Annotated in this window: 11 protein-coding genes; 10 read left to right on the plus strand and 1 reads right to left on the minus strand. The window is 66.5% G+C overall.

The genetic code is table 11. The features are described 5' to 3' along the window. Nucleotides 1–382 precede the first annotated feature (382 nt). Nucleotides 383–742, plus strand: coding sequence for a 5-carboxymethyl-2-hydroxymuconate Delta-isomerase (locus tag ACQ4MJ_RS15295; RefSeq protein ID WP_121507342.1), 360 nt, complete (start codon nucleotides 383–385; stop codon nucleotides 740–742). 117 nt (nucleotides 743–859) lie between these two features. On the opposite strand, the gene ACQ4MJ_RS15300 is transcribed toward ACQ4MJ_RS15295, so the two are convergent. Beyond that, nucleotides 860–2,671 (minus strand): chorismate-binding protein, encoded by a 1,812-nt coding sequence (locus ACQ4MJ_RS15300; RefSeq protein ID WP_431152083.1) that lies wholly within the window; start codon nucleotides 2,669–2,671, stop codon nucleotides 860–862. A 255-nt stretch (nucleotides 2,672–2,926) separates the two neighbouring features. On the opposite strand from ACQ4MJ_RS15300, the gene ACQ4MJ_RS15305 reads away from it, so the two are divergent. Genes ACQ4MJ_RS15305 through ACQ4MJ_RS15345 form a run of 9 tightly spaced genes read left to right on the plus strand, consistent with a single transcriptional unit; the run spans nucleotide 2,927 to nucleotide 15,185 of the window. Next, nucleotides 2,927–5,155 carry a TonB-dependent receptor gene (locus ACQ4MJ_RS15305; protein WP_431152082.1) on the plus strand — a complete coding sequence of 743 codons (2,229 nt, stop codon included), beginning with the start codon at nucleotides 2,927–2,929 and terminating at the stop codon, nucleotides 5,153–5,155. Nucleotides 5,156–5,164: 9 nt separating this feature from the next. Then, nucleotides 5,165–6,670: a Y4yA family PLP-dependent enzyme gene (locus ACQ4MJ_RS15310; RefSeq protein ID WP_431152081.1), complete on the plus strand. Its 1,506-nt coding sequence runs from the start codon at nucleotides 5,165–5,167 to the stop codon at nucleotides 6,668–6,670. A gap of 4 nt (nucleotides 6,671–6,674) precedes the next feature. Continuing rightward, nucleotides 6,675–7,718: a PLP-dependent cysteine synthase family protein gene (locus ACQ4MJ_RS15315; protein ID WP_431152080.1), complete on the plus strand. Its 1,044-nt coding sequence runs from the start codon at nucleotides 6,675–6,677 to the stop codon at nucleotides 7,716–7,718. Between the two features lie 11 nt (nucleotides 7,719–7,729). Then, the gene (locus ACQ4MJ_RS15320; RefSeq protein ID WP_431153060.1) at nucleotides 7,730–8,869 is read left to right on the plus strand and encodes an NAD/NADP octopine/nopaline dehydrogenase family protein; all 1,140 of its coding nucleotides are present in this window, start codon (nucleotides 7,730–7,732) and stop codon (nucleotides 8,867–8,869) included. A gap of 25 nt (nucleotides 8,870–8,894) precedes the next feature. Continuing rightward, complete coding sequence (locus tag ACQ4MJ_RS15325; protein ID WP_431152079.1) at nucleotides 8,895–10,814, plus strand: IucA/IucC family protein; 1,920 nt, start codon at nucleotides 8,895–8,897, stop codon at nucleotides 10,812–10,814. Further along, nucleotides 10,814–12,079: an MFS transporter gene (locus ACQ4MJ_RS15330; protein ID WP_431152078.1), complete on the plus strand. Its 1,266-nt coding sequence runs from the start codon at nucleotides 10,814–10,816 to the stop codon at nucleotides 12,077–12,079. The genes ACQ4MJ_RS15325 and ACQ4MJ_RS15330 overlap by 1 nt, the downstream gene beginning before the upstream one ends. A 60-nt stretch (nucleotides 12,080–12,139) precedes the next feature. After that, on the plus strand, nucleotides 12,140–13,375 hold the full coding sequence (locus ACQ4MJ_RS15335) for an ABC transporter substrate-binding protein (protein WP_431152077.1): 1,236 nt from the start codon (nucleotides 12,140–12,142) through the stop codon (nucleotides 13,373–13,375). Then, nucleotides 13,372–14,436 carry a FecCD family ABC transporter permease gene (locus ACQ4MJ_RS15340; protein WP_431152076.1) on the plus strand — a complete coding sequence of 355 codons (1,065 nt, stop codon included), beginning with the start codon at nucleotides 13,372–13,374 and terminating at the stop codon, nucleotides 14,434–14,436. The genes ACQ4MJ_RS15335 and ACQ4MJ_RS15340 overlap by 4 nt, the downstream gene beginning before the upstream one ends. Beyond that, nucleotides 14,430–15,185 carry an ABC transporter ATP-binding protein gene (locus ACQ4MJ_RS15345; RefSeq protein WP_431152075.1) on the plus strand — a complete coding sequence of 252 codons (756 nt, stop codon included), beginning with the start codon at nucleotides 14,430–14,432 and terminating at the stop codon, nucleotides 15,183–15,185. Before ACQ4MJ_RS15340 ends, ACQ4MJ_RS15345 begins: the two co-directional genes overlap by 7 nt. The last annotated feature ends 25 nt before the right edge of the window (nucleotides 15,186–15,210 follow it).

A 15,210-nucleotide genomic window follows, 5' to 3' on the forward strand; every position in this document is an offset into this window, starting at 1 on the left:
GCTCTTAAGGAACAACAAGTTGATGAAAAACAAGCTGCTGCAAGCAGCCGCGTGATAGTCAGCAGCCTTGCTTAACGGCGGCTTAAACTGCTGGGTGCCACTGACGGCCCAAGGGTTGCTGGCTTAAGAACCTGTTCAGAATCTTTTCGGGGATCGCATTGGAGTGCCATCGTGATGGACGTGGATGCTTCGGAGGCGCCGCATGGGCTCATGCCCATGCAAGCAGCCGGGGCGCCAAACACTTCCAAGTTCGTCAGCCCGATTTCGCTCCAACCCTTCGGGAACGGGCCTTGTGCGACCCTGAAAAGATCTTGAACAGGTTCTTAGAACCTGTCTACCATGGCTTTGAAGTGAATTCACTCGACCGAACCGGACCCCCTCCATGCCCCACCTGACCATTGAATACTCGGCCAACCTGCCCCACTACCCAGAGGCCGAAACGCTGACGGCCCTGAATGCCACCCTGTGCGCCCACCCCCAGGTGCAGGACGAGGCGGACCTGAAGACCCGCTTCATCGTGGCCGACAGCTTCGAGATCGGCATCGCGCCCGCCAACCGCGCTTTTGTGCATGCCCAACTGCGCCTGCTCGCGGGCCGCACGCCCGAGGCCAAGAAGGAGCTGTCCGACCGCATCGCCGCCGTGCTGCGCGAACGCACGCCCAAGCCCCAGGGCGTGATGGTGCAGCTGAGCGTGGAGATCGTCGATATGGACCGGGGCTCATACGCCAAGGAGCGGCTCTGAACCAGCGGCGGCAATTTTTGAATAAATTCGGCCCTATCGCTTATCCATAGTCATTGATAGCTATTATTTTGATAGCAAAACGCTGTGCCCCAAAAGCCCGGCGGGTGCCCTGATGCATCAGCCTGGGTCTTCTGCCACCAACTCCGCAGCCAACCAGCCGCGCAGGCTGTTGATGAACGCCCAGCCCTGCACGCGGGGCAGGTCCTGCAGCCGCACCACGGCTTCTGTCACACGCCCCTCGCGCAGCGCCACCGCGCGGCCCACGCCGGGCAGCAGGCCACAGGCCAGCGGCGGCGTGACCCAGCGGCCATCGAGCAGCAGGGCGATATTGCCGAAGGTACTTTCGGTGATCTCACCCGCCTCGTTCCACAACACCGTGTCGAACACCCCGGCGGCCGTGGGCGCAAAGGCCGCGTAGTGCGCGCGGCGCGTGGTCTTGTGGCGCACGAATTCGCCATGGGCCTCCGGTAGTGGGCTGCGCGCCAGCTGCAGGCGCACGGGCTCGGGCGTGGGGGCCAGTGCAAAGGCCTCGGCCCGGGGCTCACCTGCGGCATTGAGCAGCAGGCGCACACGCCAGAGGCCTGCGCCATGTCCCGCTGCCAGCATCCGCACGCACTGCTCGACCAGCTTGTCATCAAAGGGGTAGCCAAAATGCACCGCCGCCGCCTGCAGTCGCGCCAGGTGTTCGGGCAGATGGCGCCACTGGCCGTCCACCAGCGCCAAAGTTTCCAGCAGGTCAAAAGGCTGGCTCGCACGCTCCACGAAGGCGCGCTTGTGGCGCCACTCGTTCCATTCGGCGTCCGCTTGCGCCCCCGAGGTGATGCCACTGCCAATGCCGCAGGTGGCCTGGGTGTGGCCGCCGTCGGTGCGCAGCACCACGGTGCGAATGGGTACGTTGAAGGTGGCCGCCACGCGGTGCTGCCCATCCGCCCCGGCGGCACCCACAGGCCGCACCACGCCCACGGCGCCGCAGTACACGCCGCGCGGCGCGGGCTCCACCGCATGGATCATCTGCATGGCGCGCACCTTGGGCGCACCGGTGATGGAGCCGCAGGGAAACAGCGCAGCAAACACGTCGGTCAGCGTGGTACCGGGCCGCGTGCGGGCCGTCACGTCCGACGTCATCTGCCACACGGTGGGCAGGGCTTCGGTGGCAAACAGCGCGGGCACACGCACGCTGTGCGGCAGCGCGATGCGGGATATGTCGTTGCGCAGCAGGTCCACGATCATCACGTTCTCAGCCCGCTCCTTGGGCGACGAGCGCAGGTGCTCAACGTTGGCAACATCCTGCGCAGGCGTGGCGCCACGTGGCGCGGTGCCTTTCATGGGGCGCGCCAGGATGGCTCCACCCGCCGGGTCACCATGGGCTCCGCTTTCCCAGTCAAAGAACAATTCGGGCGACACCGAAAGCACCTGTTCGTTGCCGGTGTCGATGAACGCGGCATAGCCGCCGGGCTGCGAGCGCTGCAAAGCCTGGAACAAGGCCTGTGCACTGCCCTGCAGCAACGGGCCCGACAGCGGTGCGGTGTAGTTGACCTGGTACAGCTCGCCATCGCCGATGGCCTGGTGAATGCGGGCCAGGGCTGCATCGAATTCCGGGCGCGAGGGGCCCGAGGCCCACTCCACATGGGCGACATCGGCCGCGGCATCCCCAGGCCACGGCAGCGCTTCGTCATGGACGGCAAACCAGGCCAGCGGCCCCTGGGCGGCATGCACCTGCAAGGCTGCATCGAAGGCCGGAGCCGCCTCGTAGCGCACGTAGCCCACGCACCATGCGCCTGCCTGTGCGGAAGCAAACACGGCATCGAGAACGAGGCGCACCTCGGCCAGGTCACGGGCCGACAGCACGGCGCGGGGCGCGCGGAAGGCATGGCGAAGGCGGGGCGCTGACGGGGCCAGCGCGGCACTGAAGTCGATGCAGGAATTCATGGAAATGGCGGGCGCGGCGGCAGCACCTTGAAGGAAACGAGCGCCCTGCGGCAAGCAGGGGCAGCCGCCTATCGTAAACGCCGCAGGGCACGGACTCTGCGGAGGGTGGGCAGCGCGGTCCTGTTGCAAGTGCAAGCAAAAAATCCATCAAATGCGAATAATTCTTGTTTATAATTTTTGCCATACGGTGCATTGCCATGCGCCCCAAGCAGCCAGCCGTCGCCAGCCAGCCTCCTGCCCCCTCAAGGAACCACTGTGCTGCCACCGACCGTGCCAGGCTCTCTGCCTTCTTCTTCTTCGATGGACGCCGCTCGCGCGGCCCCCCTTCACCCCCTCGCGGCAGCCACACGCCTGGCGCTCGCCAGTCTGGTCACGGCCGGCATCATGGCCCCGGCAGGCGCTCAGACCGCATCTCCGGACGCCGCCGACCGCCCCCGTGCCCTGCCCGAGGTCCAGGTCGCGGCAGACGGCGATGCAGGGCTGCCCGCCACCATCGGCAACGGGCACACAGCGCGCGGCGGCCGGCTGGGGCTGCTGGGCAACACCGACACCCTGAACGCACCGCTCAGCGCCACCAGCTACACCTCGCAGATGGTGCAGGACCAACAGGCCGTCACCATTGCCGACATCGTGAAGAACGATTCGGCGGTCCGGCTCTCGGGCCACTCCGGCGACCAGCTGGACTCGTTCTTCATCCGCGGCTTCCCGGTGGGCGACCAGAACTCGGGCGAAATCGCCTTTGACGGCGTCTATGGCATCGCCCCCAACTACCGCGTGCTGGCCGACTATGCGGAGCGCATCGAGCTGGTCAAAGGGCCCGCAGCGCTGCTGTTTGGCATGTCCCCGGCCAGCAGCGTGGGCGGCACCATCAACATCGTGCCCAAGCGTGCCACCAGCGCCCCGCTCACACGCATCTCCGCCGACGTTGGCCCCTCCGCACAGGGGGGTGGCCAGATCGACCTGAGCCGCCGGTTTGGCCCCGAACGCCAGTGGGGCGTGCGCATCAACGGCAGCCACCACCAGGGCGACACGCTGCTGGACAACCAGTCGCGCAAGGCGGACGTGGGAGCGATCGCGCTCGACTACCAGGGAGAACGGCTGCGCGCCACCATGGACGCCATCGCGCAGAAGGAAAGTGTCGATGCGCCACAGCGTCGGCCGTTTCTGGCCGCAGGGGCCACGGCCGTACCGGCCGCACCCGATGGCCGGCGCAACGTGAGTCAGCCCTGGGAATGGTTTGAAACCACCGACCGCTCCCTGCTGCTGCGCCTGGAATACGACCTGAACGACCAGACCACCGCGTTCGCCAACGCAGGCGGCGGACGCACACGGGTAGACCGGCTCTTTGGCAACCCCACCCTGCTCAATGTGCAGGGCGACACCAGCACGTTGCCGCAACGCTTTCAGTTCGAGGTGGACCGGAGCACGGCGGACGCCGGGCTGCGCACCAAGTTCGCCACCGGCGGCGTCCGCCACACGGTCACGCTGCAGGCCAGCACCTACCACGACCGCCTGGGTCGTGGTTCCGTCAACGGCACCACCGTGTTGTCCAACATCTACGCGCCGGTGAACAGCCCGGCGCAGAACGTGGCCGCCCCGGCCCAGGTCGCGCGGGTGGCCGACACAGAGCTGTCCAGCATCGCGCTGGCCGACACCCTGTCGATGCTGGACGACCGGGTGCAGGTGCTGCTGGGCGTGCGCCGCCAGCGTGTGGAATCCGACAACTTCAACACCACCACGGGCGCCGTCGCCTCGTCGTACGACCAGAGCGCAGCGACGCCGCTGGCGGGCCTGGTGGTCAAGCCCTGGCAGAACGTATCGCTCTACGCCAACTACATCGAAGGCCTCAGCAAGGGCGACATCGCTCCGGCCACGGCCTCCAACGCGGGCGAGGTGTTTGCGCCCTACAAGGCCAAACAAAAGGAAATCGGCGCCAAGTTCGAATGGGGCCGGATGATCAGCTCGCTGAGCCTGTTCGAGATCACCAAGCCCAGCGGCCAGCAGACCAACGGCCTGTTCGCAGTGGATGCCAAGCAGCGCAATCGGGGGGTGGAACTGAACGCCTCCGGCCGTGTGGTGTCTGGCGTGTCCGTCACCGGCGGCGTGACGCTGCTGCAAGGTGTGCTGAGCCAGACCAACAGCGCGGCCACGCAGGGCAAGAAAGCCATCGGCGTCCCCTCGGTGCAAGCCAACCTGGGGCTGGAGTGGGATCTGCCCTGGGTGCCGGGCCTGGCACTGAGCGGGGGTATCACCCACACCGGAAAGCAGTATGTGGACCGCGCGAACACGCTGGGCATTCCATCGTGGACCACCGCAGACCTGGGCGCCCGCTACCGCACACAGATCGCCGGCAAGCCCACGACGTTCCGTGCCAACCTGCGCAACGTGGCAGACCGCGCTTACTGGGCCAGCGTATCGCAGTACGGCAGCCTGGTGCAGGGTGCGCCACGTTCCCTTGTGGTGTCGGCCACCGTTGATTTCTGAGGCACCACCATGCGAGCCCAGCACCATGGTGAGTTGGCGGACCTGGCGGGCATGAACAAAGTTACGGCGGCGCACCGGCATGCACCCCCTGTACCCGCGGCTGCGCCAACGCCGCAGCCCCCGCCAGCGGCCACGGCAGCCAAGGTGTACCCAGCCCTGCCACCGCTGCTGGATGAAGCGGTGGCAGCACTGGTGCACGCATCACCCGCGATGCTGCCGGGCCTGGTTGCCCAATACGGCTCGCCGCTGCACCTCGTCTGGCCGCAGCGGCTGGAAGACAACGTGCGCAAGCTGGTGGCCGTGCTGCAGTCCCACCCCATGCCCTTTGAGATCTTTTACGGGGCCAAGGTCAACAAGTCGCCCGCCCTGGTCCGCGCGGCCGTGCAGGCTGGCATCGGCGTGGACGTATCCAGCCTCTACGAGGCAGATGACGCACTGCGTGCTGGTGCAGACCCCACGCGGCTGTGCGCCACCGGCCCGGCCAAGACCCGGGCGTTCCACAAGCTGCTGCTGGACAACGCATCCCTCATTTCCATCGACTCGCTGCAGGAGTTGCAGGATCTGGATCACTGCCTGCAGTCTGCTGGCGCGGGCCAGCGGGCGCGTGTGCTGCTGCGCTACCGGCCCCAGGCCTTGGCCACCAGTCGCTTTGGCATGGACGCTGGCGACCTGCGCGCGGGCCTTGCCCGATTGGCAAAACCAGAGGCAAGCATGGTTCTGGAGGGCTTTCACTTTCATCTGTCGGGCTATGCGGTCGAGCCGCGTGTGCAGGCCGTGCGCGAGCTGCTGCCCTGGGTGCATGAAGCCCGCCGCATGGGGCTGAACGCCCGGATGCTGGACATCGGCGGTGGCCTGCCCATCCGGTATGTGGACACCGCCGCCTACAGCGCTTTTCTCGCAGCGCAGGATGGCGCGCACTACCGCAACGGCAAGGTGCCCACATCGTTCTACCCCTATGGCGGGCCTGTGGACGCCTGCATGTGGATGGAGCAACTGCTGTGCTCGGCGTGCACGGAGGGCATGACCGTGGCACAGGCCCTGAACGCGGCAGGCCTGACACTGGCCATCGAACCCGGGCGCAGCCTGGTGGACCAGGCCGCCATTTCGGTCTTTCGCGCCACGCAGGTGAAACCGCTGGCCGACGGACGGTATGTGATCTTTGTGGAAGGCAGCAGCTTCAGCGCCTGCGAGACCTGGTTCGGCTCCGAGTTCCTGGTGGACCCGGTGCTGGTGCCAGGGAGTGCCAACGGATCGCCCCCCGCACCGCCACAGGCTTGCCATGCCTACATCGCCGGGCACAGCTGCCTGGACGACGATGTTCTGACCCACCGCTGGATCGGCTTTGCGCGTGTACCGCAGGCAGGTGACCTGCTGGTGTATGCCAACACAGCGGGCTACCAGATGGACCTGCTGGAAAACGAGTTTCACCGCCATCCCATGCCCCGCCGCATTGCAGTCACCCACACTGCGGCAGGTGCCATGGCCTTTTCGCCAGACGACGACCGAACGGAGTAAAGACATGATTCTCAGCAAAGTGACGGACCTGATCGGAAACACGCCCATCCTGGGCATCCCGATTCCTTCGAAGAAAACGCGGCTGCTGCTCAAGATCGAGAAGAACAACCCGGGCGGGAGCATCAAGGACCGCATGGCGCGCAACATGATCGTCGCGGCGATGCGCTCCGGCCGCCTGCAGCCCGGGGGCGTGGTGGTGGAGTCTTCGTCAGGCAACACCGGCATTGGACTGGCCATTGCCGCCATCGAGTTCGGCCTGCGCTTTATCGCGGTGGTAGACCACCATGCCGCGCCCGACAAGATCGCCGTGATGCGCGCACTGGGCGCGGAGATCCGCTACGTAGAGGGTGACTACCGCGAGGACGAGGTGGCCGTGGTGGAGCGCCAGCGCCTGGCGGCCGAGGTGGCCTCCAAGATTCCCGGTGCGGTGTTCATGAACCAGTCGGACAACGTGGCCAATGCGGGCGGCTACTTCGACTTCGTGCGCGAAGTGATCGACCAGGTCCAAGGCCCGGTGGACGCGTATGTGGGCTGCGTGGGCACGGGCGGCTCGATGACGGGCATTGCACGCGGGCTCAAGCTGCACAACCCCCGCACCCGCACCATCGCGGTCGAGCCTGCAGGTTCCATCATCTTTGGGCAGCCAGGGCGGCCGTACTACCAGTCGGGCACGGGCACGCCCAAGGGAGACACCGTGGGCCTGGTGCTGGACTACAGCTGCATCGATCTGGGCGTGCAGGTGACCGATGCACAGGCCTTTGAAACCGCCCGCTACTTCGCGCAGCACACGGGCCTGCTGGTGGGCGGATCCACCGGCGGCGTGCTCTACAAGGCCCTGGAGTTCATCCACAGCGGCATGATCGCGGGCAACGTGGTGGCGGTGGTGGCGGACGGGGGCGAGAAGTACCTGCACACCGTGTTCAACGAGGCATGGCTCAAGGAGCGCAACATCATCGACCCCACGGTCTGGGCGCAGCTCGACGGCTGGCTGGCCAAGGACGTGGTGGACGAACTGCCGCGTGCCAACGACCGGCTGAAGGTGGCCTGAACGTGGGTGCCATGCAAGACCTGGACGTGGTTGTCTGCGGCGGCGGTCGAACGGGGCACCTGAACGCGGTGCTGTTCAAGCAGGTGCCCGGCGTTCGCGTGTCGCTACTCACCACGCGGCAGGACGTCATCGCGCGCCACCAGAAGAGTCCCTACGGCCTGACCGCCTTGGTGCCGGACTCGCCCCCGCTGCGGGCGCGGCTGGACACAGTGGGCCACGATGCCACCCTGGTCGCCAACGCAGACCTTGTGATCCTCACCGTGCCGGCCCACGTGCGCGCCGCCTGGCTGCGCGGCATGGTGCAGGCGCTGCCGCGCGACAAACCCGTGTATGTGGGGGCCATCCCGGGCTTTTGCGGCTTTGACTGGCTGGCCGAGCAGATCCTGGCAGAACGGCCCAACGCGGTGATCTGGGGCATGAAGGACGTGCCCCACACCGCGTACGACCTGCATCCCGGTGTTTCGGTGCGCATGGGGGGCGCCAAGCAGTTGCTGCACGTGGGCACCCACGCCCGAGAGGGCGCCAGCGCACGCACAGCCCTGCAACGGATGCTGCAGCGCCTGTACGCAGCACCGGTGGAGTTGCTCGACCACTACCTCGAAATCACGCTGACGCCGGGCAATCCCATCATGCACAGCTCGGTGGTCTATGGATTGGCGGGCCCCTACAGCCAGTCGCATGGACGCCCCTTTCCCGCCCCCGTCTGCTGGTGGACGGACTGCACCGAGCTGGGCGCGTATTTCCTCGCGCGCAGCGACGAAGAAAACCAGCGGCTGTGCAAGGCCGCCGAGCAACGCCTGGGCATCAACCTGTCGTCGGTCAAACCCCTGCACCAGGAGATCGTCGAAGCCTACGGAGACCAGGTACGCGACCCCCGCACGCTGCTGTCCGTGCTGCGCTCCAACCAGGCCTATGACGCGATCGAAGCCCCGATGGTGCAGGCCGCTGGCCAACCCGGCTACGTGATCGACAAGGACAGCCGCGCGTTCCAGGAGGATGTCGCCTACGGCCTGGCCGTGCTGGTGGAAATGGGACGGCGGCTGGACGTGCCGCTGCCCCACATCCAGGAGATCTTCGACTGGAACGTGGACTACATGCAGGGCCTGCGCGGCTCGGCGCTCGACTACTTCCCATCCACCTGGCCCGCCTGACGGGCGTGCCCTGCCCTGCTTTCCCATGCACCTCTCTACCAATACCCTGGCCCGGCCAGAACCCAGCTCGGCCTCGATCCCTCCGCCACAAGACGCACAGGCTCTCGCGCAGCACAACGCACTGCGGCGCCTGGTGCGCTGCCTGTTCGCCGAGGACATTCTCGACAGTGGATCACTGGTCTTTGCCCCGCACGGCGATACGGCCTGGTTCCCGCTGTGGGAGCACCATGCCCTGGTGTATTTCTCGGCGCTGCGGGCCGCACCCGCCCGCACGTTCCTGCTCGACGGCACGATCACCCTCGTGGAGCCGAGCGGCAAGAAGACGGCCATCGACACACCCGACCAGCTCATCGATCTGCTCGCGCCCTGTTTTGACTTCACCGCCACGCCCCAGGGCCTCGCCGGGCTCAAGAACGACATGGCCAACAGCGTCGCCAATGACGCGCTGGCACGCAGCCACCGCCGCCACTGGAACGAAGAACTGCGACGAGCCATTTTGGACACCGGCTCCAAGGGCCTGGTGGACTATGTGCGCCACCACCGTACCGCGCGGGATGCCGCGGTGCTGCTGGAGCAGTGGGGCTCGCTCGAAGGGCACCCCTTCTACCCCACCTGGAAAACCAAGCCCCAGCTGAGCCCCGCCGAAGTCGCACAGCTGTCACCGGAATTCAATGCGTGCGTGCCCGTGCGCATCGCTGCACTGCGGGCCGACATGGCCTATGTGGAACGCATGCCCCATGTGCGGGACTACCGCACCTGGTTTTCCCAACAGTTCCCAGATGTGTGGCAGCGCTGGAGCGATAGCCTTCGGGCACGGCAGCAGAACGCTGACGACTGGCTGCCCCTGCCCATCCACACGTGGCACCTGGAGCACTACGTGAAGGAAGCCTACGCGGACGAAATTGCCGAGGGTGTGCTCATCACCGACGGCATCGACATCGATACCCGCCCCACCATGTCGTTTCGCACCATGGTGCCGCAGCTGCCCGGGGCCACGCCGTTCATCAAGCTGCCCCTGGCGCTGTGGCTCACCAGCGAACAACGCAGCCTGCAGGCCAAGTCGATCCACATGGGGCCGCGCATCAGCGCAGTGATCGAACGTATCCTGGCCGAGGAAAGCGGCTTTGACCGCCGCCTTGAAATTTTTCCCGAAGAAGTGGCGCTGCACTACCGCCACGCGGTCCGCCAGGAGGACCGCCCGGGGCGGCACCTCTCGGTGGCCTACCGCGGGGCCCGCCAGGCGCTGGACCGCAGCGACGGTCTGCTGCCCATCACGGTGGCCACCTTGTTCACGGCTTCGCCGCTGGACGCACGGCCGCTGGTGACGGAACTGATCGAACGCGCAGCGGGCCGTGCCACGCCTGAAACGGTGGGCGCGTATTTCAGGCAGTACGCGCGCGCCGTCACACGGCCTGTGGTCGCGATCTACCTGCTTTACGGCATCGGCCTGGAGGCCCACCAGCAAAACACGTCCGTGCTGTGTTCCGAGGATGGCAGCCCCCGGGGTTTGCTGATCCGGGACTTTGGCGACGGACGCACGTTTGCCCCGCTCCTGGAAGCGCGCGGCTACACACTGCAGCCCTATATGCACCCGGGCATCCTGCCCACTGTTTTCCGGGACGACATCGAACCCGTGCGCACCTTCGTGCTCGACGCCTGTTTTGTGTGCCATCTGCATGAGCTGGCCCTGGCGCTCACGCACGAGTACCAGTTGCCCCCTACCTGGCTCTGGGAGATTCTTCGCGAGGAAACCGAGGGCGCCTTCGATGCGGTGCAGGCGCGTGTCGAGCCGCAGTTGTGGCGCGCGGAGCGCGAGCAGTTTCTGCACGCGGCCTGGCCCACGCGCTCGGTGTTGCGCATGCACCTGCAGCAATACGCAGACTACCGCCTGCAGCACCGTCTGCCCAACCCGCTGGGCGCGCCCCCGACCTGCGGGAAGGTGTGATGGCCCCCACGCCAGCCGCATCCGGCGCCCTGCCCCGCCTGGTTCACGCACTGTTCGTGATCCAGCTCATTTCCATGGGCGCCATGGAAATGAGCGGGCCCTTCTGGCCGGTGCACCTGCAGTCCCTGGGCGCATCGCCCGGCGTGCTGGCGTTTGCGGGCATTGCCGTGTATGTGGGCCCCATGCTGGGCGTGGCGCTCACCAGCACGTTCTGGGGCAAGGTGGGGGACCGCTTCGGGCACAAGCCCATGATGGTCCGGGCGCTCCTGGGGCTGGCCATCACACAGCTGGCCCTGGCCTTTACGCAGGATGTCTGGACGGTCCTGGCGCTGCGCTTTCTGCAAGGGGCTTGCGCAGGCTATCTGGCACCGGCGCAGGCCTACGGTGTGAGCGCCGTGGTGCCAGCGGTCCGGGGGCGCCTGTTTGCCTACCTGCAGGTGTCCACGAACGTGGGCTCGCTGGCGGGGGCGCTGGCGGGCGGACTCATCCTGGACCACGCCACGTTCTTCTGGATCAACCTCATCGCAGCGCTGCTGTGCGCACTGTGCGCTGCGGCCGTGGCCGTGCTGCTGCCGCGTCGTCCTGCCGCAGGCAGCGCCCTGGGCGTGACGGAATTGCCATCACTGCCCCCCTTGTCAGGCAACGCAGCGCCGCTGCAACCATCGTCCTGGTTTGCGTCCCCAGTGGCAGGGCTGCTGGCCGTGCTGGGCATCCTGCTGGTGGCCCGCATGCTCACGCAAACCCCATTTGCGATGTATGTCCGCTCGGTGTTTGCCGTGGACAACTGGGTGGTGGGCCTGTGCTACGGGCTTCTTTCCATGGGGTTCATCGTGTCGGCCACGCTCTGGGCGCGCTACTTCGAGCGTTTGCAGGGCTCCGACGCCCTGGTCCGCATGGCCTGGGTGGCTGCCGCCTGCGCCTTGCTGATGGTGCTGGCGGGGGCTACTCACAGCGTGGCTTTTTTTATCGCACTGCACTTTGCCTGGGGCGTGCTGCTGGGTGCCACCACACCGGTGCTGATGGCCCAGATTTCGCATGCCACGAGCGGGCAACACCAGGGGCGCATTCTGGGCGTGGCGCAGAGCACCGCCCAGTTCTCGTCCATGGCCGGCATCGCACTGGGCGGGGGCCTGACCCAACTGCTGGGCCTGCACACCACCTACTTCCTCGTAGCGGGGGCCTATGCCTGCGCCCTCGCGGTCATCGTCGCCGTACTGCGCATGCGCGGCACCCGGCAAGGCGCAGCCGGCCTTGCCGGGCCATGACCTCCACGGCGCATCACATCTTTTTCCTCCCCACCCCTTCATTCACAAAGAGTCTTTGACATGGCAATGGGTCACCGCTGGCGCATCGCGCTTCTTATCCTTGTGCTGGCAGGCATCGCCGCCGTCGGCATCTTTCTGGTTTCCCCGACCGCAGCCCCCGAAGGCGCTGCATCCCCCCCGACCTCCAGCAGCCACCACGTCACGGTGACCGACCTGCTGGGGCGCAACGTGCAGGTGCGGGTGCCTGTGCAGCGCGTGATCCTGGGCGAAGGGCGGCAGCTGTACCTGGTGGCCGCACTCGATACGGACAACCCGATCCAGCGCATCGTGGGCTGGCGCAAGGACCTGATCCAGGCCGACCCTGACACCTATTCGGCGTACGCCAAGAAATTTCCGCGCATCGCCGACATTCCCACCTTTGGGGGCTTTGAAGACGGCACCTTCGACATCGAGCAGGCCATTGCGCAAAAGCCCGATGTGATCCTGCTGAACATCGAGGCCCAACGGGCCACCGATGACGCGCGCTACATCGAGAAACTGGCGGCGCTGGGAATTCCGGTGGTGTATGTAGACTTTCGCCATCGCCCCATGGAGAACACCGAGCCCACCATGCGCCTGATGGGCCGGCTGTTTGGCAAGGAAGCGCGTGCCGAAGAGTTCATCGCCTACCGCACGGCGCAGATCCGGCGCGTGGCAGACACCATCGCCGCCGAGCAGCCCCCGCGCCCCAAGGTGTTCATCGAACGCATCGGCGGCTACACCGAAGACTGCTGCCTGAGCTTTGGCAACGAGAACTTCGGCAAATACGTGGAAGTGGCGGGGGGCACGAACGTTGCCAAGGGCGTGATTCCCGGCACCTTCGGCCAGCTCAACCCTGAGCAGGTAATCGCCTCCAACCCCGATCAGGTCGTGGTCACCAGCGCCAACTGGGAGGCCTACGTACCCTCCGGCCACTGGATTGGCGTGGGCCCTGGTGCCGACCTGGCAGAGGCCCGGCGCAAGCTGGAGACCTATACCCGCCGCCCCGCCTACACCGGCACCCGGGCTGCGCAAGACCGCGCGTTCCACGCCATCTGGCACCAGTTCTACAACAGTCCGTACGAGTTTGTGGCCATCCAGCAGTTGGCCAAGTGGTTCCACCCGGCCTTGTTCACAGACCTCGACCCGGACGCCACTTACCGTGAGATGCACGAACGCTTTCTGCCCGTGCCCTATGAACCCGGTTACTTCGTGAGCCTGGATGGCGCCACACCCACAGCCTCCGCAGCGCCCTCCACCGTCACGGCTGCCCCATGACGGCCACTGCGATGGCACCCCCTGCAAGCCAGGGGGCTGGCTACCGTGCCCTGGTGCGCCGCAAGCGCTGGCTGCTGCTGGGGTTTTTCATGCTGACGACCTTGAGCCTGCTGCTGGACCTGGCGCTTGGGCCGGTGGGCTACAGCGTGAAGGACGTAGTGCAGGCCGTGCTGTGGCCCGACAGCGTACCCGTGCAACTGCGCGTGGTGGTGTGGGACATCCGCCTGCCCACCGCGCTCATGGCGCTGGCTGTGGGTGCTGCGCTGTCGGTGGCGGGCGCACAGATGCAGACCACGCTCAACAACCCGCTGGCCAGCCCGTTTACGCTGGGTATTTCGGCGGCGGCCAGCTTTGGCGCCGCGCTCGGGCTGGCTTTCGGCGTTGCCCTGTTCCCCACGGTGGCCGGGTATGTGGTGCCGCTGAATGCCTTTGTGATGGCGATGCTGTCCGCCGGGTTGATCCACCTGCTGAGCATGAAACGCGGCGTGACCACCGAGACCATCGTGCTGCTGGGCATTGCGCTGGTGTTCACCTTCAATGCGCTGCTGGCGCTGGTGCAGTATTTCGCCACCGAGCAGGCCGTGGCGGCCGTGGTGTTCTGGACCATGGGCAGCCTGACCAAGGCCACCTGGCCGAAGCTGGGTGTGACCTGCCTGGTTCTCGTGGTCACGCTGCCCCTTTTTGCGCGCAACAGCTGGGCACTGACGGCCCTGCGCCTGGGCGATGACAAGGCCGCCAGCTTCGGCATCAACGTGGCGCGCCTGCGGCTGCAAACGCTGGTGCTGATCAGCCTTCTGGCTGCCTTCCCGGTGGCGTTTGTGGGCACCATCGGCTTTGTGGGCCTGGTTGGCCCGCACATCGCGCGCATGCTGATCGGCGAGGACCAGCGGTTCTTCCTGCCCGCGTCGGTCATGACCGGCGCATTGCTGCTGTCGATCAGCTCGGTGGTCAGCAAAACGCTGATCCCCGGGGCCATCTTTCCCATCGGCGTCGTGACATCGCTCATAGGCGTGCCCTTCTTCATCTCGCTCATCCTGGGCCGCAGGGAGCGCTCATGGTGACGCTCCAGTTGCAAGGGGTGGGCGCGCGCTATGGCAGCCGCACGGTACTTGCGAACGTCAACACCCCCGTCTTCCACGCGGGGCAGGTGGTGGCAGTGATCGGGCCCAATGCGGCGGGCAAATCCACCCTGTTCAAGCGCGTGGCCGGCATGCTCAAGGGACCGGGCCAGATCGTGCTGCAGGGCACCCGCAAGGGGCCCGAGGGCATCTGCTACATGCCGCAGGACATCAGCGCAACCGCGCGGCTCACGGTGGTTGAATCCATACTGCTGGCCGCCAAACAGCAGCACCAGGGCTGGGCGGTGAGCGATGCCGAACTGGCACAGGTGGACGCCATCACCGTGTCACTGGGCATCGCAGACCTTGCCTTTCGCAATCTGGGGGAACTCAGTGGCGGCCAGCGCCAACTGGTGTCCATCGCCCAGACGCTGGCGCGCGACCCCGAGATCCTGCTCATGGACGAGCCCACCAGCGCGCTCGACCTGCACCGTCAGATCCAGGTGCTGGACTTCATGCGCTCGCTGGCACAGGAGCGGGGGCTGATCGTGTTCATCGCGCTGCACGACATCAACCAGGCGCTGCGCTACTGCGACCATGCCCTGGTGATCGCCAACGGCCAGGCGCAGCACAGCGGGCCTTGCGAGCAGGTGATTACTGCAGCCATGCTGCGCGATGTCTATCGCATCCGGGCCCGCATTGAAAGCTGCTCGGCGGGCACGCGGCACGTCATTGTGGACGGCGTGGCGTAGTCCGCGCCCATCGGGTGCGCCACGA

The organism is Acidovorax facilis (genome assembly GCF_050626955.1).
Classification (GTDB): domain Bacteria; phylum Pseudomonadota; class Gammaproteobacteria; order Burkholderiales; family Burkholderiaceae_C; genus Acidovorax; species Acidovorax facilis.

What these genes read in the sequence shown, in the direction of transcription:
- ACQ4MJ_RS15330 (WP_431152078.1), top strand. Translation starts at nt 10,814, where the DNA reads ATGGCCCCCACGCCAGCCGCATCCGGCGCCCTGCCCCGCCTGGTTCAC.
- ACQ4MJ_RS15335 (WP_431152077.1), top strand. Translation starts at nt 12,140, where the DNA reads ATGGCAATGGGTCACCGCTGGCGCATCGCGCTTCTTATCCTTGTGCTG.
- ACQ4MJ_RS15310 (WP_431152081.1), top strand. Translation starts at nt 5,165, where the DNA reads ATGCGAGCCCAGCACCATGGTGAGTTGGCGGACCTGGCGGGCATGAAC.
- ACQ4MJ_RS15300 (WP_431152083.1), bottom strand. Translation starts at nt 2,671, where the DNA reads ATGAATTCCTGCATCGACTTCAGTGCCGCGCTGGCCCCGTCAGCGCCC.
- ACQ4MJ_RS15315 (WP_431152080.1), top strand. Translation starts at nt 6,675, where the DNA reads ATGATTCTCAGCAAAGTGACGGACCTGATCGGAAACACGCCCATCCTG.
- ACQ4MJ_RS15295 (WP_121507342.1), top strand. Translation starts at nt 383, where the DNA reads ATGCCCCACCTGACCATTGAATACTCGGCCAACCTGCCCCACTACCCA.
- ACQ4MJ_RS15325 (WP_431152079.1), top strand. Translation starts at nt 8,895, where the DNA reads ATGCACCTCTCTACCAATACCCTGGCCCGGCCAGAACCCAGCTCGGCC.
- ACQ4MJ_RS15345 (WP_431152075.1), top strand. Translation starts at nt 14,430, where the DNA reads ATGGTGACGCTCCAGTTGCAAGGGGTGGGCGCGCGCTATGGCAGCCGC.
- ACQ4MJ_RS15340 (WP_431152076.1), top strand. Translation starts at nt 13,372, where the DNA reads ATGACGGCCACTGCGATGGCACCCCCTGCAAGCCAGGGGGCTGGCTAC.
- ACQ4MJ_RS15320 (WP_431153060.1), top strand. Translation starts at nt 7,730, where the DNA reads ATGCAAGACCTGGACGTGGTTGTCTGCGGCGGCGGTCGAACGGGGCAC.